This window comes from Novosphingobium sp., assembly GCF_036733805.1.
In the GTDB taxonomy this organism is placed as follows: Bacteria; Pseudomonadota; Alphaproteobacteria; order Sphingomonadales; family Sphingomonadaceae; genus Novosphingobium.
Window position 1 is genome coordinate 1 of the sequence record NZ_DAIMZT010000035.1, and the last position, 20,428, is coordinate 20,428.

The window sequence follows — 20,428 nt, forward strand, 5'->3', positions numbered from 1 at the left end:
GCAACCGACAGCGAGGTGGAGAAGCTCACCGAAGACAGTGTCCGCCTGCTTGAATTGATTCAGGCCAGTGCCAAGCACGCGCATACTGCGCTGCCCGAGGCGCTTGCGGTGTCGGAAGATCGCTTGAGCCGACTGGAAAACGCCGTTTCCGGGCTTCTTTCCATCCTGCAACAGTCGGCTGAAAGCGGCGAAAATCTGGCAGCGGGTGTGGAGCAGTCCGGCAACAATCTTCAGACTTTGACTGCCGCATTGGCGGATGCGCAAATGGTCATCGCGGACCGGAGCCGCGATCATGCCGCGCAACTGTCTCAGCTGCAAATCACTCTTGCCGAGATAGACGCAGCCACTGAGCGCACGGCCGGCACCGCACGCAGCGAACTGGCCGATGCGATCGAAGCGCTGCGCATGGCGCTTACCGAAGCGGTCGGAGCGATCGAGAGCGACAGCGCCGATCGCATATCCATCGTGGCCCGGAAGCTGGGTGACGAAAGCGCCGAGGCTATCGACAAGGCGATGCGTACAAAGGTAGCGGAAATTTCCGGTCAACTTGAACAGGCTGTCGCTCACGCCGCCGGCGTGACGCGGGAGGCAACGATCCAGTTGCGCGACCAACTTGCGAAGGTTGATGAACTGGCCGGTAATCTTGAGAATCGCGTTGCTCACGCACGCCACCGCGCCGAAGAGCAGGTAGATAACGATTTCACCCGTCGCGTGGCCCTGATTACCGAGTCGCTCAATTCGAACGCGATCGACATTGCTGGAGCGCTTTCAACCGACATTGCGGATACTGCCTGGTCTGCTTACCTGCGCGGCGACCGCGGCATTTTCACTCGCCGCGCCGTTAATCTGCTGGACAGTGCCGACGCCAAGGCAATCCAGCAACTTTTCGAGCGCGACGACGCGTTCCGCGAGCATGTCAGCCGCTATATCCACGATTTCGAAGCAGTGTTGCGGCAAGTGCTTTCCACCCGCGACGGCAATGCTCTGGGCGTTACCCTGCTTTCATCCGACATGGGCAAGCTCTACGTGGCACTCGCTCAGGGAATAGAAAGACTGCGAAGCTAAGGCCACGCCTGTCAGTGGCGTCAGCTTCTGATTCCCAGCCAGACCCGACCCGAAAGACCCAGCAGCAGCACCGCCGCCATCAGGGACCAGAAGAAAACTGCGGTCCAGGGCACGAAACCAACCCGATCAAGGTTGCGACGGCGCATCCGCCGGCGATCCAGCACCCAGGCCGATATCGCCAAACCTGCTGCAACAGCTCCCACGATCGCCATGATTTGATCGGATTCTTCCATAGGGGCCCCTTGCCTCCGCGAAGATCAGAGTTAAAGCCCCCTCGTGCTCTCCCGTTCCGGTTCTTCCCCGCCCGATCATCCGCTGCTAGCCATCGCCCTGCGCCTGGGAGCCATGGTTATGCTTTCGACCATGTTCATGCTGGCGAAGCTGGCCGGGCAGCGGGGCGTTTCGCTTCCTGAACTGATCTTCTGGCGACAGGCGATGAGCGTGCCGGTGATCCTGAGCTGGCTGCTCGCCACCGAAAATCTTCGCGCCCTTGCGTCCCGCCGCATGACCAACCACGCGATGCGCGCCACGACGGGGACGGTGGGTCTGTGCTGCAATCTCGGTGCGGCAACGCTGCTGCCGCTGCCGGAAGCAACGACGCTCGGTTTTACCACTCCATTCTTCGCCGTACTGATTACCGCTCTGATCCTGCGCGACAAGGTGGGCGTTTGGCGGTGGGCTGCGGTTGTGCTCGGCTTTGCCGGCGTGCTCATCGTGGCTCAGCCCGGTGGTGCGCCCATCCCGCCCTTAGGACTGATGTTCGGCCTGGGTTCCGGCGTCATTGTCGCAATCGTCAGTTTCCAGATCAGGGATCTTTCCCGCACCGAAGCGCCGATCACTTGCGTATTCTGGTTTGCCTTTTTCGGCGCAGCGTTAAGCTCGATCCTGCTTCCCTTCTATGCCCGCCCTCACAGTTCGAGTGCGTGGCTGCTTCTGGTTGCGGTCGGGGTCGCGGGCACGGCGGCACAATTCCTGCTCACCGCTGCGCTACGTTATGGCCAGGTCGCCACTGTGGTGGTGATGGATTATACCGCGTTGATCTGGGCCACACTTTACGGTTGGGGCATCTGGGGGACATTGCCGCCGCAAACGACCTGGCTGGGCGCCCCGCTGATTATTGCCGCCGGTTTGATTATCACGTGGCGTGAGCGGTATTTGTCACGCCGAATTTCGCCCACTTCCGCCCTTGACGCAAGCGCCACCGAGGAAATGCGAGACTAAGTTCAATAACGGCCTCTTGGAGTTCGGTTCAGCCTATCGGCCGATGGGAACCCTCATCCATGACTGTGAGTTGCCTTTCATACGCCTAAAAGCCCTAAGTCGGGCTTGTAGCAAAAGGAACTGACGGCATGGTCAAGAAACTCTTGCTCGCCTTGATCGCGAGCGGCATCATTTGCTCGGCAGCGGCCTGCAATACGGTAAAGGGAGCGGGAAAAGACATCGAATCGGTTGGTCAGGCTGGAGACGAAGCCATTCACTGACATGGCGTGCCACTTCCCTTCGGGCCGACGATCGCATTCATAGGGAATAACGCAATGTTTCGAAAGTTCGTCCTTATCCTTACCGCTGGCGGCCTCATTGCAGCCTGTTCGGCCTGCAATACCGTGAAGGGCATGGGCCGCGACATAGAGTCCGTGGGCCAGGCCGGCGACGACGCCATTCACGGTCGCTGATCCATAGATTGACGACGACGCCGGGGGGCCGGCGGCGCGGAGGTTGAAGCCCACCGCGCCGCCGGCCCCCGCGAAATTCCGTCAGGACTTGGCTGAAGGTGACCTAGGCTTCCGGCCAGACCAGCACGGGCTTGCGCGCGGCCAGCGTTTCGTCAAGTCTACGCCGGGGCGCAAAGTGTGGCGCGGAATGCAGGCTCTCATCGCCCGCCTTCGCGCGCGTCGTCAGGCTGCGCAAGCTGGCGATGAAACGGTCGAGCCCGGCCCGGCTTTCCGTCTCGGTGGGTTCAATCAACATCGCCCCTTTTACCACGAGCGGGAAATAGACCGTCATCGGGTGAAAACCTTCGTCAATCAGTCCCTTGGCAATGTCCAGCGTTGAAAAGCCCTCTGCCAGACCGGCATCGCTGAACAACGCTTCATGCATGCATGGACCGCTCTGCGCAAAAGGCGCGGGCAAGATGTCTTCGCATGACCGCAATACATAGTTTGCGTTGAGCACCGCATCCTCCGCCACTTGCCGAAGACCATCAGCGCCATGGCTGAGAATGTAGGTCAGCGCCCGAGTAAACATACCCATCTGACCGTGGAAAGCGACCATCCGGCCAAATGCCTGCCCGTGGCCCTCGGCTCGGTTCTCCTCCTCCACGAGGTGAATTTCGCCGTCAGAACCTCGCGTCACGAAAGGCAGTGGCGCGAACGGCGCAAGCGCTTCGGAAAGCACCACCGGCCCCGCACCCGGCCCGCCCCCCCCGTGAGGCGTGGAAAAGGTCTTGTGCAAATTGATGTGCATGGCGTCTACGCCCAGGTCGCCGGGGCGAACCTTGCCGACAATGGCGTTGAAGTTGGCGCCATCGCAATAGACGTAGCCCCCGGTTGCATGAACAGCGTCAGCGATCGCCTTCATGTCGGGTTCGAACAGGCCGCAGGTGTTCGGATTGGTTATCATCACCCCGGCGACATGCGGCCCCAGTCTGGCCTTGAGCGCCTCCAGATCGACGCGGCCCGCAGGCGTTGCCGGGATCGCTTCGACCTTGAAGCCTGCAAAGGCCGCAGTCGCGGGGTTCGTGCCATGGGCGCTTTCCGGCACCAGGACGACATCTCGCGTCTCGCCCCGCGCGTCGAGTGCGGCCCGAATACAGAGGAGGCCACATAGCTCGCCATGCGCGCCGGCTTTGGGGCTCATCGCCACGGAAGCCATGCCGGTCAGCCGGATAAGCCAGTCAGCAAGCTGCTCAATGACCTCCAGTGCGCCCTCAACGGTCTTTTGCGGCTGCATGGGATGCACGTCAGCAAAACCCGGCAGGCGCGCAATCTTCTCGTTGAGGCGCGGGTTATGCTTCATCGTGCAGGAGCCGAGCGGGAACGGCCCCAGGTCGATCGCGTAATTCTGGCGCGAAAGCCGCGTGTAATGGCGCACCGCTTCCGGCTCGGTCAGTCCAGGCAGTGGCGGCGTCCCCTTACGGAGAAACCTGCTAATGTTCGCCATCGGCGGCCGATCCGCCTCAGCGAAATCGACGCCGCATTTACCTTCGGCACCCAGTTCAAAGCTCAAGGGCTCTTCAAGCATGAGCCCATGATCGCCGCTGACAGTTGCCGATTTCATCTCGTTATTGTCGGCCCCGCCCATCGAAGGGCGCCAGCCCGCTGCGTTGATCGCGTTCATGCCGGCACTCCAACAAGCAGATTTCCCAGTTCGGTGGCGAAAATCTCGATATCTTCATCCGTCGTCATTTCAGTGGCGGTGACGAGCAACCCATTGTGAAGCCCGTCTGCCGCCGGAAACAGCCGGCCTAGGGAAATGCCGCCTAGTACCCTGCGATCGGCCAATCCACGTACCACGTCACGCGCATCGCGCGGCAGGATCAGCGTCGCCTCGTTGAAATAGGCATTGTTGAGCAGCGAAACGCCCGGAACACGAGTCAATCGATCAAACGCGGCCTGCGCCCGCGCATGATTGATGAGCGCCAGCTTTGCCAAGCCCTCTCCTCCCAGGAGGGTGAGGTGAATGCTGAAAGCCAGAGCACATAGCCCTGAATTGGTGCATATATTGCTCGTCGCCTTCTCTCGCCGAATGTGCTGCTCGCGGGTCGAGAGGGTAAGCACGAAACCTCGTTTGCCGTCAGCATCCACGGTCTGCCCGCAGAGACGGCCTGGCATCTGCCGAACGAATTTCTCGCGGCAGCCGAACAGGCCGAGATAAGGCCCACCGAACTGCAACCCCACTCCCAACGACTGCCCCTCACCCACCACGATGTCGGCGCCAAGCAGGCCCGGCGCCTCGATCAGCCCAAGAGCGACCGGCTCCGTGACGACCACAACCAGCAGGGCGCCTTTGGCATGGGCCGCCTCGGCAATCGTCGCAAGATCGGGAATGCGTCCCAACACATCGGGATACTGAACCACCACACACGACGTCTGCTCGTCAATCGTGGCGATCAGTGCGGTGTCATCAGCCTCTGCAGTCAGCTCCGTGCCAAGCGACACGATGTCGTCCTTGGTGAACCGCGCCATGGTGCGAACCACCTCGCCATAATGCGGATGTAGCCCGCCCGAGAGCACCGCGCGCGGCTTGCGGGTCACGCGTGCGGCCATCAGGATCGCTTCCCAGCATGCGGTCGAACCATCATACATGGAGGCATTGGCGATATCGGTGCCGAACAGTCGCGCAACCTGGGTCTGAAACTCGAACAGTACCTGCAATGTGCCCTGGGCGATTTCCGGTTGATAAGGCGTGTAAGCCGTCAGGAACTCGCCGCGCTGAATCAAATGATCCACGGAAGCCGGCACGTGATGACGATATGCCCCCGCTCCGAGGAAAAACGGCGCCGATCCGGCCGACAGATTCTTGCCCGCCAGTTCAGTCATATGGCGTTCCACAGCCATTTCGCTGGCATGAAGCGGCAGGCCGGCGATCGGGCCGGCCAGGCGCGCCGCTTCGGGAACATCAACGAAGAGATCGTCGATCGAGGCGGCGCCGATCCGTTCCAGCATTTCGGCCCGATCGGCGGGGGTCAGGGGAAGATAACGCATCAGGCTTGATCTTTCATTAGGTCCTCGGCGGGGAGGACCTGCATCACAGGCTCTCGACGAACTTCTTGTAATCCGCCTCGTCCATCAGCTCCTGCAGTTCGGATGGATCTGACAGGGTAATGCGAAATAGCCAGCCACCGACTTCGGCATCGGTATTCACCAGTTCGGGCTCATCGCCGAGCACGTCGTTCACTTCAGAGATGCTGCCGGAAACCGGCGTATAGACATCCGAAGCGGCCTTTACGGAATCAACCACTGACACGGAATCGCCCTTGTCGACGTTTGCGCCCACCTGCGGCAGGTCCACGAAGGTGATATCGCCGAGCTGGCCCTGCGCGTAATCGGTAATGCCCACGGTGCCGATGTCACCTTCGACTTCAATCCACTCATGGTCTTCGGTAAAATAGCGGGTCATGAATGCTGGCTCCTCAACGATAATAGCGATGGGGGACGAAAGGCATGGGAACAATCCTCGCCGGAAGGCGTCGCCCGCGCATCTCGATCTCAAGCGGCGCGCCTTCTACGGCAAGCGCGGATTCGATATAGGCCATGGCGATGGGCTGCTGGAGGGATGGAGAGAAACCTCCCGAGGTTACAGTGCCGACCTCACGATCACCGTGAAGCACCTTGGCCCCTTCGCGCGCGGCCATGCGACCTTCGAGCGCAAGGCCAACGCGAATGGTTGGGGGGCCGTTCGACAGCAATGCCAACACTCTTTCGGCACCGGGAAAGCCGCCTTCGGCACGCCGACGCTTGCTGAGGGCAAACGTGAGGGCGGCGGAAACGGGATCGGCCTCAGGCGAAAGATCGTGTCCGTAAAGCGGCAAACCAGCCTCAAGCCGCAGTGAATCCCGGGCGCCAAGGCCAATCGGCTTGACTTCCGGCCGCCCGGCCAAGGCATCGGCAAGCGCGCCGATATCCTCAGCCCGCACGGAAATTTCGAATCCGTCCTCACCAGTGTAGCCTGAACGGCTAACCCCCAGCGGCCGTCCCTGCCAGAAAAAGGGCGCGGCCTGCATGAAGCGAAGCTCCTCAAGCTTCGACATGCCGGGGAAAGCCGGCTCAAGTCCAAGCCGCCCCAGCGCTTCCACAGCTTTTGGCCCCTGCAGGGCCAGCAATCCATGTTCGTCCAGATGATTGAGCGTGACCTCGTCAGGCAGATGCTCGCGCAAATGGCAGATGTCGTCCCACTTGGTCGCGCCATTGACGACCAGATAATATTCATCGCCCCGATTGGTGACCATCAAATCATCAAGGATGCCACCATGTTCGTCCAGGAGCAGCGAATAGCGCTGGCGTCCCGGTTTTAGCGCCGCGATGTCGCCGGGCAAAAGCGCCTCCAGCGCTTTCGCCGCGCCCTCTCCCGACACTTCAAGCTGGCCCATGTGGCTAACGTCAAACAGCCCGGCACTTTCGCGGGTCCAGAGATGCTCGGCCATGATGCCCTCGTACTGGACGGGCATCAGATAGCCGGCGAACTCAACCATGCGCGCCCCCTTCTCCCGATGCCAAGCATCGAGCGGCAATGGCCGGGGCGCGAGGTCTTGAGCCTCTTCGTTGTCGTGGATCGGATATTCGCTCAAGACATGACTCCGCAACAGGTATGGCACACCATCCAGGTGCCCCCTCTGTCACGGAAACCTGAGAGCTTCCCCCGCGTCACCCCAGATGGGACGAGCCGGGTTACACCGTCGGCGGCCACGCGCCTTGCGGCGCGGGGCACTTTCCAGAGTTTCGCTATCGACCCTGCGCGGTCCTTTTGCCTGAGAGATTCCGGGGCGGTTGCTCCTTCGGCGCCTTTCGATCGATAGCCTTCAGGCTGGCCGAATCGAAAAGTCTCTCCCGCGCGTGTCAGCGATGCGGCCTGCCTTGCTGGAGGTGTTCAGGCAAGTCAACGATCCTTATGCTGTGATACGGAACTAATCCCCAATACGGCGTATAGCTCTTTGCATCGCATCGTATTCATGGACGAAGCGCCCTCGCTCCTTCTCTCGCGCCAGCGCCAGGATGGCATGAGCCACTTTTGCCGGCGAAATAGAGCGATAGGCGCGATACTTGCCATGCAACACCAGCACCCCGAGCATGGGTGCCAGCATTTGCGCGATGGCCTCCCCCGGACGGCGGTGCCAGCGATGGCCCCGGAGCAGACTTGGGCGCAGGATATCGAGACGGCGGAAACCCAGCTTGCCCAGCGCTTGTTCAGTCTCCCCTTTCACCGAGAGATAGAAATGACGGCTGGCCCGGTCCGCGCCGACCGAAGAGATCAGGATCATGTGCTCGATCCCCGCCGCTCGCGCCGCTTCGGCACAGAAACGCACAAGGTCATGGTCGATGGCGCGAAAAGCTGCCTCATCGCCAGCTTGCCTCATGGTGGTGCCAAGCGCGCAAACCAGCACGTCCGCGCGGGCGGCTCTTATCAGCAAAGGCCAGTCGATCGGCTCTCCCACCAGCATTTCCATGCGCGCACCGGGCGGAAGTTTCGTTTCGCGGCGCGCAATGCCAACGATATGCACATCCTCTCGGCCGACCGCTTGCGCGATGAGCGCGTTTCCTGTCAGCCCCGTCGCCCCGACAAGGCATATTCGTGTGCCCCCCGGCCTCATCTTAACCCCCGCCGTCAGACATTGCTTAGCCCCTCAGGCGTCCGGCCATAGATCCTGGCATGACAGGAGATTGCAAAGCGATCCGTCATACCAGCGATATAATCGGCGATATGACGGCTCCGATCGGGCTCATAGCGCGGGAGAGTATCTATCCAGCTTTCCTCCATCAGCACCGGTTCCTGCGAATAGGCCGAATAAAGCTCGGCCAACACTGCGCGAGCGCGACGAGCAGTTTCGATCTGATCCGGGTGGTAATAGAGCTTATCGTACATGAAGCGTTTGAAACCACGCTCTGCCTCCGCCATCTCGGCCGAAAAAGAAACGAGCGGCCGGCCAGCGGCGCGCGCATCCTCCACGCTGCCCACCCCATCAAGGTTCGCGCTGGTTTGCGCGACAAGGTCGTTGACCATCACGCCGATCTGGCTGCGGATAAGCTCAGCCAACTGACGTTCACGCGGTGCACCGGGATAGCGGCGTTCAACCTCGATCCAACGCTGCGCGACAAACGGGTGAGCGAGCAATTCGTCAATATCGAGAAATCCCGCGCGAAGGCCGTCATCGATATCGTGATTGTCATAAGCAATGTCGTCTGAAAGCGAGGCGACCTGCGCTTCGAGTGAGGCGTGCGTCTGCAGGTCAAGCGCATAAGCGGCATCGAGTTCGGTAAGCGCCCAATTCGGCTTGCTGACAGGTCCGTTATGCTTCGCCAGCCCCTCCAGCATTTCCCATGTGAGATTGAGCCCGTCATGTTCGCAATAGGGACTGTCGAGCCGCATCAGCGTGCGCAGGCAATGGGCATTGTGATCGAACCCACCTGCCTTGTGGAGTGCGGCATCCAGCGCATCCTCCCCGGCGTGGCCGAAAGGCGGGTGGCCGATATCGTGCGCGAGCGCGAGCGCTTCGGTCAGATCCTCATCAAGACCGAGAATCCGGGCGATGACACGGGCGATTTGCGCGACTTCCAGACTATGCGTCAGGCGCACCCGATAGTGATCGCCGTCCGGCGCGACGAACACCTGCGTCTTGTAGCGCAAGCGACGGAACGACATCGAGTGAATGATCCGGTCCCGGTCACGCTGATAAGCGCTGCGTGGGCCGCGAGCGACAGCGTTCTCCAGCGCGAATTCGCGCCCCCGCGAACGGGCCGGGTCGGAAGCGTAAGGTGCGAGAGTCACGCGCTTTATATCCGGTATGGCGGTGGTCTACCCCTAGCGGGCAAGACCTGTAGTGCACAAGAACATGGAACTGGTGGTGACCGAGATCAACTTGTGGTCGTTCACCTTACGGGCGGCACGGATCATTCCGCCGATAGTATGCTTCTCTTCCTGAAAAGCCTCCAGCTTGTGCAATTGCCAAAGCGAGAGGCGTTTGACGAGGCGATGACTCATGCATCTCGCCCCCTTTTCGCTCATCCCGGCCTCGGAAAAGGCGGTGCGCACGCGGTACTCGGCGTACCAGTGCGCGCCAATCCAGAGCCCGGCGGCAAGGCCGATCAGGACCAGCAGGCGTTTGAGCCATCGCACGCGCTATCAGTCCGTCAGCGCCTTGTTGATCTCCTCCACCATCTTCTTGGCGTCGGCGAGCAGCATCATCGTCTGATCCATGTAGAACACGTCGTTGTCGACGCCCGCATAGCCTTGGCCGCCCATGGAACGTTTGATGAAGAAGATGGTCTTGGCCTTTTCGACATCGAATACGGGCATGCCGTAAATGGGAGAGGATTTGTCCGTCTTCGCCGCCGGATTCACCACATCGTTGGCGCCGATGATGAAGGCTACATCGCACCGGGCAAACTCGCTCTGAATATCCTCCAGTTCGAAGACTTCGTCATAAGGGACACTGGCTTCGGCGAGCAGGACATTCATGTGGCCTGGCATGCGACCGGCGACCGGATGGATCGCGAACTTCACATTGACGCCATGCTCCTTGAGCAAGTCCGTCATCTCGCGAAGGGCGTGCTGAGCCTGAGCCACGGCCATGCCGTAACCGGGGATCACGATGACGTTCTCGGCCTCCTTCATCAGGAAGGCAGCATCCTCGGCCGAGCCGCGTTTCCAGGGACGGTCCGTCTTGGCCGCAGCTCCCCCGGCCCCGTTTTCCGCGCCGAACCCGCCGGCAATCACTGAAATAAAGCTGCGATTCATTGCCTTGCACATGATGTAGGAAAGAATCGCACCTGAAGAGCCGACCAGCGCGCCGGTGATAATCATCGCTGTATTATGGAGAGTGAAGCCCATCGCCGCCGCCGCCCAACCCGAATAGGAGTTCAGCATCGAGACCACGACCGGCATGTCCGCGCCGCCGATCGGGATAATCAGCAGGAATCCGATCGCGAAGGATAACCCGGTGATCGCGGCAATCACCCAGGGCGCTTCATCCTGCGTGAACCAAGCCACGAGACCGAGAATCGCCACCAACGTGCCGAGGTTGATGGCATGCCGCGCGGGCAGCAGGATCGGCGCGCCGGACATGTTGCCGTTGAGCTTGGCGAAGGCGATCACCGATCCGGAAAAGGTGATGGCGCCGATAGCGATACCAAGGCCCATTTCAACCCGGCTCACAGGGTTGATGAGCTTGCTGGCCCCCACAATATGAAAAGCTTCCGGATTAAGGTATGCGGCGAGGCCAACCAGCACCGCCGCCAGTCCCACCAATGAGTGGAAGGCCGCGACAAGCTGGGGCATCGCCGTCATCTGGATACGGCGAGCAACCGTGATGCCTACACCGGCGCCAATACCGATCGCCGCCATGATCTTGGCCAGTGTAACGAGGTCTTCCGGGGTGGGCCGCGGCCACCAGTGCCCTTCGGGAATAGGCGCCTGAGTCACCAGCGTGGTCATCATCGCGATGGCCATGCCCGCCATACCCAGATAATTACCGCGGCGCGAAGTCGCCGGCGACGAAAGCCCACGCAGCGCCAGAATGAAGAGAATGCCGGAGAGAAGGTAGGCGACCAGCGCCCAGGCGGGAAGGACCGCGTGCTCCATGTGCTTTCAGCGCCCCTTCTTCTTGTACATCGCCAGCATTCGCGCAGTGACGGCGAAACCGCCAAATATGTTGACGCTGGCCAGAACCACCGCGACCAGGCCCAGCCAGCTCGACCCGAGCCCGCCCGCCGCGGCGCTCGCCACCAGAGCGCCTACCACGATCACCGAGGATATCGCATTAGTCACCGCCATCAGCGGCGTGTGCAGCGCCGGGGTGACAGACCAGACGACGTAGTAGCCCACGAAGCAGGCCAGCACGAAGATCGAGAGGATTGAGACAAAATCCACGTTAATTGTCCTCTCTGGTTTGGCTCAACCCAACAGCCTCGCGTTCACTACGCTGCCAGCCCTTGTCATCCGGATCGCATCGCCGATCTCCTCATCAAGCACAGGCTTGCCCTGATCCTTGTCCCAGAAGGCCGACAGGAAGTTGAACAGGTTGCGCGCATAGAGCGCCGAGGCGTCAGCCGGCAGATTTGCAGGCGTGTTCGAATAGCCGATGATCTTCACACCGTGGCGTTCGACCACTTGATCCGCAACCGTTCCTTCCACATTGCCGCCTTGGGGCGCGGCGAGATCGAAGATCACGCTGCCCGGCTTCATTGTCGCGATCTGAGCGTCGGAAATCAGGCGCGGCGCCGCGCGGCCGGGGATCAGCGCAGTAGTGATGACGATGTCCTGCTTGGCGATATGCGACGAGACGAGTTCGGCCTGCGCCTTCTGATACTCCTCGCTCATTTCCGTGGCATAGCCACCGGAGCCTTCACCCTCGATCCCGGCCACGTTCTCGACGAAGATGGGCTTGGCGCCCAGCGAAAGGATCTGCTCCTTGGTTGCCGAACGCACGTCCGTCGCGGAAACCTGAGCACCCAAGCGACGAGCTGTAGCGATTGCCTGCAGGCCGGCGACGCCCACCCCCATGACAAAGCATTTGGCAGCGCTGATCGTACCAGCGGCCGTCATCATCATCGGAAAGGCCCGACCGTAAATATCGGCAGCAGCGATCACCGCCTTGTAGCCGGCCAGGTTGGACTGGCTGGAAAGCACGTCCATCGATTGCGCGCGGGTGATCCGCGGCATAAATTCCATAGCCAGCGCTTCCAGGCCGGCTACCGCATAAGCGTCCACTCGCGTCCGCTGCGAGAAAGGATCGAATGTCGCCACCACCCAGGCCCCCGGTTTGGTGCCGCTAAGCAATGCTGGATCAGGACCTTGAACGCCGAGCACGATGTCGGCGCCCGCCAGCACCGTCTCAGCTTGGCTCACTTCCGCCCCGGCAACGCGGTAATCCTCGTCAGACAGGCTCGCGGCGAGGCCCGCGCCTTGCTCCACCGCGACCGTCGCGCCGAGCGCGACCAGCTTTCTCACCGTTTCCGGCGTAGCCGAAACACGTGTTTCCCCGGGAGCACGCTCCCTAAGAATTGCGATCCGCTGCCCCTGCGGCGCCGACAAAGTCAGGAAATCCCGGTCAGGATGCGATCAGGCTGACGACGATTGCGACAACCACGGCGCAGATGCCGACCCCCCAGGTCACAAACCTGAGAAAGCCCTCATAGGTTTCCCGATGCGCCTTCATGTCGTTGCCGGAAGCCATGAACTCCATTCCCCTTCAAGTTCGTTTGGTGGCCCTGCTCTAGCCGGGGCCGGCCGGCCGCTCAAGTGCGAAGCACGGCAACAGGCAATATCCGACCGCACCCAATGAAAACCCTGACTGTAATTCAGCCTTAATTCCGTCTTTACCCGATTGGCCTATGTCAGATCGCACCACTCGAGGAGGCAGGACAAAGCGGCATACAATGGCGGAACTTGACCAACGCCTTCTCATGCTGATCGACGACGAACCGGCTCAGAGCCGCCTCATCTCCGCCTTGGCGGGGCGGGAGGGCTGGCGCACCGTCATCGTTCGCGACGCCGAAACGGCCATCGCTACCCTGGGCACACGCCAGGGCATGCAACTTTCCGCCATCGTCCTGGATCAATGGGTGCCGGGCGAGGACGCCTGCGCTCTGATCTCGGAACTCAAATCGCGACGCCCGGCCTTGCCGATCCTGATGCTGACGACGAGCACTTCACCGCTGCTCGCCGTGGAAGCCATGCGCGCGGGCGCTACGGACTATCTCGTCAAGCCGGTCGCGCCTGATCGGCTGATGCATGCGCTGCGGTCCGCCACCACGCGAGAAGCGCCGCGCGATGAACTTGCCCCGCTGACGGAAAAGATGCCGTCCAACCCGGATTTCGAATCGATGATCGGGGCCTCTCCCAATTTCCGCAAGGCGCTGGCGGTTGCCGCCAAGGCCGCGCGCGGACATGGGCCCGTATTGATCGAGGGAGAGAGCGGAGCCGGCAAGGAAATGCTGATTCGCGCGATGCATGCTGCCTCCTCGCGCGCTAAGATGCCGCTCAGGATCGTGAACGTGGGCGGACTGCCCGCCAATTCGATTGAATCCGTGTTGTTCGGACATGAAAAGGGCGCATTTCCCGGCGCATTCGATCGGCAAATCGGCGCGCTCCAGCATTGCGACGGGGCCACGCTGGCGCTGGATGAAGTGGACCGCCTGCCCCTATCGGTGCAGGAGCGCCTGCTCCAATCGATCCGCAAGAGCGATGTCCGCCCGATCGGCGCACCTTATTCATTCCGCATTGACGTGCGCGTCATAGCGGCCAGCAACCTGCCGCTTCAGGATCTTGTCGCCGAGGGGCATTTCCTTCCTGATCTTCTCGAAGCGCTGTCCATCACCAAGGTGCTCCTGCCGCCGCTGCGTGAAAGAATCGGCGACATCCCCGCCCTCACCCGGTTCTTCCTGGCCCGCATCGGCGAGCAGCCGGGCTTGCGCGAACTCGGCATCACGGACGGCGCGCTGTCCCTGCTGGCGGCTTACGACTGGCCGGGCAACGTGCGCCAACTTCAGGCCGTGCTGTTCCGCGCAGCCGTATTCTGCGACGGCGACGCCCTGACTTCCGAGGATTTTCCACAGCTTCTCAACATCCTTGGCACAGGGTCATCCCACGTCGCCGGCAATCCGATGCAGGAAAGTTCAGGCGTGATGCTTTATACGCCGGACGGCAATTTGCGGCCGCTGGACGAGATCGAAGCTGACGTGATCCGTCTTGCTATCGGCCTTTATCGTGGACGGATGACGGAAGTGGCGCGGCGTCTCGGTATCGGCCGCTCCACCCTTTACCGCAAGCTGAGCGAACTCGGGATCGACAACGCCGCTTAACCGGATCACAGTCCGGAAATTGCGGGACCTTCCCGAAATTTGCTCCCGCGATCCCTTCCGCACGCCATTTCCCGAGGATTTCCATGCCCGGTTTCCAGAACAAGACCGTGCTCGTCACCGGAGCGGCATCCGGCATCGGTGCCGCCAGCGTCAGCTGGCTGGCAGCGCAAGGAATTGGGCGCTTCGTTCTGGTCGATCTCGACGCCGAGCGTCTTGAACGACTGGACACCGGCCGCGAAACCTTGCGTCTCGCCGGCGATGTTGCCGATCCCGAGCTTTGGCATCGTGCAACCGAGGGCTGCGACACCCTGGATTTGGCGGTGCTGAACGCGGGTCGGGCAGATGCCGCCCCGCTTGTCGACATCGACTTCCTACAATGGCGGCAGGTCATGGCGGCCAACCTCGACGGGATGATGCTTTCGCTCCAATACGCGATGCGCGCAATGGCGGCCTCGGGCGGCAGCATCGTGCAGACGGCTTCAATCAGCGGCATCAAGGCCGAGCCGGGCACCGCCGCTTATGCCGCAAGCAAAGCGGGCGTTATCCAGCTTGCCAAAGTGGCGGCGAAAGAAGGCGCGGCGCAAGGCATACGCGTCAACGCCATCGCCCCGGGCGGCGTCGACACGCCGATCTGGGATCAAGTACCGATGTTTCGCGACCTGGTCGACCAGGAGGGCAGTCGCAAAGCAGCGATCGCAGCCCTTGGGCGAATGGCCACTCCGCTCGGCCGCTATGCCCGCGCGGAGGAAATCGCGGCGCAAATCGGCTTCCTTCTTTCGGACGCCGCGGCGACGATCACCGGCACCGTACTGGTAAGCGATGGTGGATACAGCTTGTAGACCTGATATAACTTAACCTGCTCCCCCGCCTCTCAGCCCCTCATCTGCGAAAAATCGGTCAGCGCTGCATCCCGCAGCCCCCGCCAGACGCGGACGGCCTGAATAGTTTCCGGCACATCATGAACGCGCACGATATGGGCGCCGGCTTCCACGGCTTTGATCGCCAGCATGATGGAACCGCCAAGGCGCTGGTGCGGAGACGCTTCGCCTGAAAGCGCGCCGATCATGCGTTTGCGACTGGCGCCGACCAACAACGGCTGGCCAAGGGCGTGGAACAACGGCAGCGCGTTCATCAACGCAAGGTTCTCCGCCACGGACTTGCCGAAACCGATGCCGGGATCGAGGATGACGTTCTCCGGCGTCACACCCGCAGCTGTGACTTCAGCCCGCCTGGCGGCCAGCCAATCAAACACATCAAGCACGACATCTGTATAATCGCCATTCGAATGCAGATCGTCTGCCATGCCTGGTGCATGCATCAACACCACGGGCACGTTCGAAGCGGCGGCGAGTTCGATGCTGCGCGGATCGTACCGCAATGCCGAGACATCGTTAATGATGTGCGCGCCGGCCGCCAATGTCGCTTCCATAACCGCCGGGCGCCGAGTGTCGACGCTGATCGCAGCGCCCATGGCTGCGAGCCGTTCAACCATTGGCTCCACCCGCCGGAGCTCGTCCCCTTCCCACACTGCGGCCGCGCCGGGGCGCGTGGACTCCCCGCCCACATCGACGATCGCCGCGCCCGCTTCCAGCATTACGGCCGCGTGCCCCCCGGCGACCTGCGGATTGTCCAGGAACTCGCCACCGTCGGAAAAGCTGTCCGGCGTCATGTTGAGGATGCCCATGACTTGGGGCTGGTCCAGCCGGATCGTGCGTGCACCGCATTGGAGCGGAGCATGCACCTTGCGCAAGTTCGCCCACTGCGCCTCCGCCTCGGCGCCCAGATCGGCTGGAAGCGCGGCCAACGCTGCCGGCATGTCGGCGGCGGCAATCCTGTGCCGCGAGACGATCCGACCACCCTCGCGCACGATCAGCGCGAAGCGGTTGGCCCATACCATCGCACCACCAAGGCGAACGGCCTCCCCCTCCTCGCTTTGCGGACTTTCGGCAAAGGCGATTGGACGTATGTAGAGCTTGCGCGTCATGGCAAGTCCTTAGCCCGTTCTTCCGCTACGCTGAAACATGTTCAGCGTGGCGAGAAAGGTTTGCGAGAATTTTTTCTCACGGCTCGGTTGCCAGCAGATAGAGCTGACGGATCGCATCCAGAGGCTTGACTTCACCTTCATGTTCGATGTGCCAGAAAGTCCAGCCATTACAGGATGCAGCGCCTTGCACCTGGGCCCCCAGGCTGTGAATCGATCCGGCCATCCCAACTGCCGTCAACGAACCGTCCGCCCGTACGCTGGCGATGAAACGGCGTTTCTTGTCCATAACTTGCGTCCCGGCCGCGATCCAGCCGGTTTCGACCAGCGTGCCGAACGCCACTTTGGGGGCACTCCGCTTGCTCTGCATGGTGGTGAGCGCGCTTTCGTCTAGCGGCAGAGCCATCTCGATCCGTTCGATCGCCGCGTCGCGGTAAACGCTCTCGCGCTCGCAACCGATCCAGTCGCGACCCAGACGCTTGGCCACCGCGCCCGTTGTGCCGGTGCCAAAGAACGGATCAAGCACGACATCGCCTTTGTTGGTCGTCGCCAGCATGACGCGATAAAGCAGCGCCTCCGGCTTTTGCGTGGGGTGGACCTTGTGCCCCCCCTTCTTCAGCCGTTCCGATCCGCCGCAGATGGGCAGAACCCAGTCCGAGCGCATTTGCAGCTCGTCGTTGAGAGTTTTCATTGCACGGTAATTGAAGGTGTACCTCGCCTTCTCTCCCATGGCTGCCCAGATCAGCGTCTCATGCGCGTTCGTGAAACGCGTGCCCTTGAAATTGGGCATGGGGTTAGCCTTGCGCCAGACGATATCATTGAGGATCCAAAAGCCCATGTCCTGCATGATCGCGCCCACGCGAAAGATATTGTGGTACGAGCCGATGACCCAGATCGATCCTTCCGGCTTAAGCACGCGCCGCGCTTCGGCCAGCCAATCACGAGTGAAGGCGTCATACGCGGCGAAGCTTGAGAACTTGTCCCAATCGTCCGTCACAGCATCGACATGGCTGCCGTCAGGACGGGAAAGGTCACCGCCGAGCTGGAGGTTATAGGGAGGATCGGCGAAGATCATGTCGACGCTAGCGTCGGGAATGGTGCGCATCGCCTCCACGCAGTCTCCTGGAATGATGCGGCCGAGCGGCAACAGCTCCTTCGGCGTGGGAGCCGGCGCGCGCGCGCGAATCCTTTCCTTGACCAAGACTTGTCCCATGACCGCTCCGATAAATTCCCGTGGATTGGCGCCATGGTGATTCTTTCGCGACTCGCCGTCAAGCCGCGACTCGCGGAAAATCCTGGCTTAAGAAAGCTTCTGGAAATGGGAACAAAACGAATCCGCCACAAGATATCGAGTCGCATCAACGGAGAAAGACTCAACATCTTGGGCCTGTGACAGAAGAGACTCGCACGAAAAATTTTGTTCGTCTTCTGAAAACGCGTCCTTACCGCGGCCCCCGCTTACAACCTCATCTCGATCTGCGCGACAGGCGCAAAGGTTCGGCGATGGTGAACGCTTGGCCCGTGCAGGCGGAGCGCCGCGATATGTTCGGGGGTGCCGTAACCGGCGTTACGCTCCCACCCATAACAGGGATGGGCTAGCGCAAGCTCGCGCATGATGCGGTCGCGGTGTTCCTTGGCGATGATCGAAGCGGCCGAAATGCAAGGCTCTATCGCATCGCCGCCAACGATCGCTGCAGCATGCCAGCGCCACTCGATCACGCGGCCATGCGGAGTGAGATTGCCGTCCACCAACACGCGCGCGGGTTCCTCGCCCAGTTGTCCGCACAAGCTCTGAACTGCTCGAGTCATCGCCAGCATCGTCGCGCCGAAGATATTGAGCCGTTCGATTTCTTCCACCTCGACCACGCCGACCGCCCAATGGCAGCGTCGCTTGATCTTCTCTTCCAGTTCCGCCCGGCGCGCTTTGGAGAGTTTCTTGGAATCGTCCAACCCCGTCGGTCGCGGCTTGCAAAGCACGACGGCCCCGGCCACGACCGGTCCCGCAAGTGGGCCGCGCCCCGCCTCATCGACGCCGATGGTGAAACCTTCCGCGCGGGCGGCACCGGATTGGGAAATGAGCGTTGTAGCCGACATGAACCTGCGATTCTTCCGGCCCTTACTATCGACCGCCGCCATCCTGCTCGCAAGCTGCGGCCACGCCGCGACCGGGGAAAAGACTGGCGCCGCCACGCCGGGGGACGCACCTTTTTCGGTCGAGCGGATAGCCGGTTTCGACGAACCCTGGGCCATGGATTTCGACCGCGGCACTGGCATCGCCTTCATCACCGAAAGGAAGGGGCATTTACGCTATCGGACGCCTGAAGGGCAAATCGGCACTGTCGGCGGCGTTCCGAAGGTCGATTACGGCGGCCAGGGCGGTCTTGGCGACTTCATCTTCGCGCCGGGTCAGACCAGCTCAAAACTGGATAAACGGGTGGTCTACCTCAGTTGGGCTGAGGCCGGCACGCATGACACGCGCGGCGCGGCAGTGGGGCGGGCGAACCTGGTTTGCACGGCGCAGATGAATTGCAAGGTGGAAGATCTCAAGGTCATCTGGCGGCAAGTACCGAAAGTGACCGGACGCGGGCATTATTCGCACCGCCTCGCCTTCTCGCCAGATGGGCGATACCTCTTCGTCAGCTCGGGAGAGCGGCAGAAATTTACACCGGCGCAGGATTTACGCACCAACCTGGGCAAGATCATTCGCCTGTTGCCGGACGGCGCCCCCGCTCCCGGCAACCCCTTCGCCGACAAGCCATCCCCCACGAACCAGATCTGGACTTACGGCCATCGCAACGTCCTCGGCCTCGCCTTCGATCCGCTGGGGCGGCTGTGGGGGCTGGAGCACGGGCCCAAAGGGGGCGACGAACTCAATCTCATCAAGCCGGGGCGCAATTACGGCTGGCCACTGGTCTCCAACGGCGACAATTACGATGGACGGCCCATCCCCCGCCACTCCACGCGGCCCGATCTAGCTGCCCCCGCGATCAGCTGGAACCCGGTGATCGCGCCCGGCAACTTCATCTTCTACACCGGAAACAAGTTCCCGGCCTGGAAAGGACAGGCGCTCATCGCCTCCTTTGCCGTTCCTGGCATCGTACGAGTGCGGATCGAAGGCGAGAAAGCGAGCGAGGAAGCGCGCTATTCGCTGGACAACCGCATACGGCAGATCGTTCAGGGACCTGATGACGCCATCTGGCTGCTGGAAGACGGTCCCGCCCCTGAAAGTGGGCATCTACTCCGGCTCACGCCCGCTCCAGCCGCGAATTGAATCGACAAAGGCCGGCGCCGCTCCTATCGGCGCGCGCGATGTCCGATGCCGCCACCCTCATCCCGCTCGACAACGTCGATCCCGCCCTCGTCGAGGAACTGCTTGACCGTGCGTTCGAGCCGGAGCGCCGAACCCGCACCGCCTACAAGGTGCGGGAAGGAATGGACTGGCTGCCCGCGCTCAGCTTTGCCGCGCTTGACGCCGATGAAATGCTAGCAGGCACCATCCAGTGTTGGCCGGTGGCGCTCACGGACCCGGGGGGGCGCCCCCATCCGATGATTATGGTCGGCCCGGTCGCGGTGATGCCGGACCATCAGGGACAAGGTTATGGGCAGGCGTTGATGGCGGCGAGCCTGGCGGGCATCGATTCGCGCGCGCCGCTGCCGCAAGTAATGATCGGCGATCCCGAGTATTATGGCCGTTTCTGGGGTTTCACGAACCACCATACCGGCGGTTGGAATCTTCCGGGTCCCTTCGAGCAACGTCGCCTGCTGGTCCGGTGCGAAAACCCGGCCGTGCTGCCGGCAAAGGGCATGCTGGGGCCTTGGCGCGCCTAACTGACCCGAACTAGGAAAGAGCGGCGGAAAACTTCGCCTC

Annotated in this window: 22 protein-coding genes, 1 pseudogene and 2 riboswitches; of the genes and pseudogenes, 8 read left to right on the forward strand and 15 right to left on the reverse strand. The window is 61.8% G+C overall.

Annotation, left to right across the window (positions count from 1 at the left end; all coding sequences use genetic code 11):
- Positions 1 to 1,065, forward strand: a pseudogene (locus tag V7D69_RS09735) (ATPase); the annotation flags it as partial.
- 20 nt (positions 1,066 to 1,085) lie between these two features.
- Here the strand turns inward: V7D69_RS09735 and V7D69_RS09740 are convergent.
- Positions 1,086 to 1,298 (reverse strand): hypothetical protein, encoded by a 213-nt coding sequence (locus tag V7D69_RS09740; protein ID WP_324061221.1) that lies wholly within the window; start codon positions 1,296 to 1,298, stop codon positions 1,086 to 1,088.
- A 43-nt stretch (positions 1,299 to 1,341) separates the two neighbouring features.
- On the opposite strand from V7D69_RS09740, the gene V7D69_RS09745 reads away from it, so the two are divergent.
- The 3 genes from V7D69_RS09745 (at position 1,342) to V7D69_RS16190 (ending at position 2,738) form a co-directional block, all read left to right on the forward strand.
- The gene (locus tag V7D69_RS09745; protein ID WP_414690920.1) at positions 1,342 to 2,286 is read left to right on the forward strand and encodes a DMT family transporter; all 945 of its coding nucleotides are present in this window, start codon (positions 1,342 to 1,344) and stop codon (positions 2,284 to 2,286) included.
- A gap of 128 nt (positions 2,287 to 2,414) precedes the next feature.
- Positions 2,415 to 2,546 (forward strand): entericidin A/B family lipoprotein, encoded by a 132-nt coding sequence (locus tag V7D69_RS09750; protein WP_324061222.1) that lies wholly within the window; start codon positions 2,415 to 2,417, stop codon positions 2,544 to 2,546.
- Between the two features lie 132 nt (positions 2,547 to 2,678).
- Positions 2,679 to 2,738, forward strand: a complete 60-nt coding sequence (locus V7D69_RS16190; protein ID WP_442947050.1) for a hypothetical protein — start codon at positions 2,679 to 2,681, stop codon at positions 2,736 to 2,738.
- A 103-nt stretch (positions 2,739 to 2,841) separates the two neighbouring features.
- Here V7D69_RS16190 and gcvPB read toward each other — a convergent pair whose 3' ends face one another.
- The 11 genes from gcvPB to V7D69_RS09810 form a co-directional block, all read right to left on the reverse strand.
- Entirely contained in the window at positions 2,842 to 4,401 is a 1,560-nt protein-coding gene (gene gcvPB / locus V7D69_RS09760) for an aminomethyl-transferring glycine dehydrogenase subunit GcvPB (RefSeq protein WP_333605695.1), read from the reverse strand.
- Positions 4,398 to 5,768 (reverse strand): aminomethyl-transferring glycine dehydrogenase subunit GcvPA, encoded by a 1,371-nt coding sequence (gene gcvPA / locus V7D69_RS09765; RefSeq protein ID WP_333605696.1) that lies wholly within the window; start codon positions 5,766 to 5,768, stop codon positions 4,398 to 4,400. Before gcvPA ends, gcvPB begins: the two co-directional genes overlap by 4 nt.
- Positions 5,769 to 5,811: 43 nt before the next feature.
- Complete coding sequence (gene gcvH, locus V7D69_RS09770) at positions 5,812 to 6,183, reverse strand: glycine cleavage system protein GcvH (protein WP_324061226.1); 372 nt, start codon at positions 6,181 to 6,183, stop codon at positions 5,812 to 5,814.
- Between the two features lie 13 nt (positions 6,184 to 6,196).
- Complete coding sequence (gcvT, locus tag V7D69_RS09775; RefSeq protein WP_333605697.1) at positions 6,197 to 7,351, reverse strand: glycine cleavage system aminomethyltransferase GcvT; 1,155 nt, start codon at positions 7,349 to 7,351, stop codon at positions 6,197 to 6,199.
- A 35-nt stretch (positions 7,352 to 7,386) separates the two neighbouring features.
- Positions 7,387 to 7,508: riboswitch (glycine riboswitch) on the reverse strand.
- A 1-nt stretch (position 7,509) separates the two neighbouring features.
- Positions 7,510 to 7,623: riboswitch (glycine riboswitch) on the reverse strand.
- 64 nt (positions 7,624 to 7,687) lie between these two features.
- The gene (locus tag V7D69_RS09780; RefSeq protein ID WP_333605698.1) at positions 7,688 to 8,371 is read right to left on the reverse strand and encodes an NAD(P)H-binding protein; all 684 of its coding nucleotides are present in this window, start codon (positions 8,369 to 8,371) and stop codon (positions 7,688 to 7,690) included.
- A gap of 14 nt (positions 8,372 to 8,385) precedes the next feature.
- Positions 8,386 to 9,546 (reverse strand): deoxyguanosinetriphosphate triphosphohydrolase, encoded by a 1,161-nt coding sequence (locus V7D69_RS09785; RefSeq protein WP_324064703.1) that lies wholly within the window; start codon positions 9,544 to 9,546, stop codon positions 8,386 to 8,388.
- A 33-nt stretch (positions 9,547 to 9,579) separates the two neighbouring features.
- Entirely contained in the window at positions 9,580 to 9,894 is a 315-nt protein-coding gene (locus tag V7D69_RS09790) for a hypothetical protein (protein WP_324064704.1), read from the reverse strand.
- A 6-nt stretch (positions 9,895 to 9,900) separates the two neighbouring features.
- Complete coding sequence (locus V7D69_RS09795; RefSeq protein WP_324064705.1) at positions 9,901 to 11,358, reverse strand: NAD(P)(+) transhydrogenase (Re/Si-specific) subunit beta; 1,458 nt, start codon at positions 11,356 to 11,358, stop codon at positions 9,901 to 9,903.
- 6 nt (positions 11,359 to 11,364) lie between these two features.
- A complete protein-coding gene (locus V7D69_RS09800) occupies positions 11,365 to 11,646 on the reverse strand; it encodes a proton-translocating transhydrogenase family protein (protein ID WP_333605699.1) in 282 nt (93 codons plus the stop codon).
- A gap of 24 nt (positions 11,647 to 11,670) precedes the next feature.
- Positions 11,671 to 12,810, reverse strand: coding sequence for an NAD(P) transhydrogenase subunit alpha (locus tag V7D69_RS09805; RefSeq protein WP_333605700.1), 1,140 nt, complete (start codon positions 12,808 to 12,810; stop codon positions 11,671 to 11,673).
- Positions 12,811 to 12,826: 16 nt separating this feature from the next.
- Positions 12,827 to 12,952: an aa3-type cytochrome c oxidase subunit IV gene (locus V7D69_RS09810; RefSeq protein WP_324064708.1), complete on the reverse strand. Its 126-nt coding sequence runs from the start codon at positions 12,950 to 12,952 to the stop codon at positions 12,827 to 12,829.
- 202 nt (positions 12,953 to 13,154) lie between these two features.
- On the opposite strand from V7D69_RS09810, the gene V7D69_RS09815 reads away from it, so the two are divergent.
- Together V7D69_RS09815 and V7D69_RS09820 are read left to right on the forward strand one after the other, a co-directional pair.
- Positions 13,155 to 14,579, forward strand: a complete 1,425-nt coding sequence (locus V7D69_RS09815) for a sigma-54-dependent transcriptional regulator (protein WP_333605701.1) — start codon at positions 13,155 to 13,157, stop codon at positions 14,577 to 14,579.
- Positions 14,580 to 14,662: 83 nt separating this feature from the next.
- Positions 14,663 to 15,418 (forward strand): SDR family NAD(P)-dependent oxidoreductase, encoded by a 756-nt coding sequence (locus V7D69_RS09820; protein ID WP_333605702.1) that lies wholly within the window; start codon positions 14,663 to 14,665, stop codon positions 15,416 to 15,418.
- 32 nt (positions 15,419 to 15,450) lie between these two features.
- On the opposite strand, the gene folP is transcribed toward V7D69_RS09820, so the two are convergent.
- The 3 genes from folP to V7D69_RS09835 all read right to left on the reverse strand — a co-directional run bounded on the left by folP (position 15,451) and on the right by V7D69_RS09835 (position 18,654).
- Positions 15,451 to 16,563 (reverse strand): dihydropteroate synthase, encoded by a 1,113-nt coding sequence (folP, locus tag V7D69_RS09825; protein ID WP_324060783.1) that lies wholly within the window; start codon positions 16,561 to 16,563, stop codon positions 15,451 to 15,453.
- Between the two features lie 76 nt (positions 16,564 to 16,639).
- Positions 16,640 to 17,773, reverse strand: a complete 1,134-nt coding sequence (locus tag V7D69_RS09830) for a site-specific DNA-methyltransferase (RefSeq protein ID WP_333605703.1) — start codon at positions 17,771 to 17,773, stop codon at positions 16,640 to 16,642.
- 245 nt (positions 17,774 to 18,018) lie between these two features.
- Entirely contained in the window at positions 18,019 to 18,654 is a 636-nt protein-coding gene (locus V7D69_RS09835) for a ribonuclease HII (RefSeq protein ID WP_324060785.1), read from the reverse strand.
- On the opposite strand from V7D69_RS09835, the gene V7D69_RS09840 reads away from it, so the two are divergent.
- Together V7D69_RS09840 and V7D69_RS09845 are read left to right on the forward strand one after the other, a co-directional pair.
- Complete coding sequence (locus tag V7D69_RS09840) at positions 18,635 to 19,831, forward strand: PQQ-dependent sugar dehydrogenase (protein WP_333605704.1); 1,197 nt, start codon at positions 18,635 to 18,637, stop codon at positions 19,829 to 19,831. The two genes, V7D69_RS09835 and V7D69_RS09840, sit on opposite strands and share 20 nt — an antisense overlap.
- Before the next feature lie 38 nt (positions 19,832 to 19,869).
- Entirely contained in the window at positions 19,870 to 20,388 is a 519-nt protein-coding gene (locus tag V7D69_RS09845) for a GNAT family N-acetyltransferase (RefSeq protein WP_324063236.1), read from the forward strand.
- The last annotated feature ends 40 nt before the right edge of the window (positions 20,389 to 20,428 follow it).

Excerpts from the sequence above, each read along its gene's own strand:
- V7D69_RS09750 (WP_324061222.1), top strand. The coding sequence starts at position 2,415 with ATGGTCAAGAAACTCTTGCTCGCCTTGATCGCGAGCGGCATCATTTGC.
- gcvPA (WP_333605696.1), bottom strand. The coding sequence starts at position 5,768 with ATGCGTTATCTTCCCCTGACCCCCGCCGATCGGGCCGAAATGCTGGAA.
- V7D69_RS09830 (WP_333605703.1), bottom strand. The coding sequence starts at position 17,773 with ATGGGACAAGTCTTGGTCAAGGAAAGGATTCGCGCGCGCGCGCCGGCT.
- V7D69_RS09840 (WP_333605704.1), top strand. The coding sequence starts at position 18,635 with ATGAGCGTTGTAGCCGACATGAACCTGCGATTCTTCCGGCCCTTACTA.
- V7D69_RS09740 (WP_324061221.1), bottom strand. The coding sequence starts at position 1,298 with ATGGAAGAATCCGATCAAATCATGGCGATCGTGGGAGCTGTTGCAGCA.
- gcvH (WP_324061226.1), bottom strand. The coding sequence starts at position 6,183 with ATGACCCGCTATTTTACCGAAGACCATGAGTGGATTGAAGTCGAAGGT.
- folP (WP_324060783.1), bottom strand. The coding sequence starts at position 16,563 with ATGACGCGCAAGCTCTACATACGTCCAATCGCCTTTGCCGAAAGTCCG.
- V7D69_RS09815 (WP_333605701.1), top strand. The coding sequence starts at position 13,155 with ATGGCGGAACTTGACCAACGCCTTCTCATGCTGATCGACGACGAACCG.
- V7D69_RS09845 (WP_324063236.1), top strand. The coding sequence starts at position 19,870 with ATGTCCGATGCCGCCACCCTCATCCCGCTCGACAACGTCGATCCCGCC.
- V7D69_RS09780 (WP_333605698.1), bottom strand. The coding sequence starts at position 8,371 with ATGAGGCCGGGGGGCACACGAATATGCCTTGTCGGGGCGACGGGGCTG.
- V7D69_RS09835 (WP_324060785.1), bottom strand. The coding sequence starts at position 18,654 with ATGTCGGCTACAACGCTCATTTCCCAATCCGGTGCCGCCCGCGCGGAA.
- V7D69_RS09820 (WP_333605702.1), top strand. The coding sequence starts at position 14,663 with ATGCCCGGTTTCCAGAACAAGACCGTGCTCGTCACCGGAGCGGCATCC.
- V7D69_RS09810 (WP_324064708.1), bottom strand. The coding sequence starts at position 12,952 with ATGGCTTCCGGCAACGACATGAAGGCGCATCGGGAAACCTATGAGGGC.
- V7D69_RS09795 (WP_324064705.1), bottom strand. The coding sequence starts at position 11,358 with ATGGAGCACGCGGTCCTTCCCGCCTGGGCGCTGGTCGCCTACCTTCTC.
- gcvPB (WP_333605695.1), bottom strand. The coding sequence starts at position 4,401 with ATGAACGCGATCAACGCAGCGGGCTGGCGCCCTTCGATGGGCGGGGCC.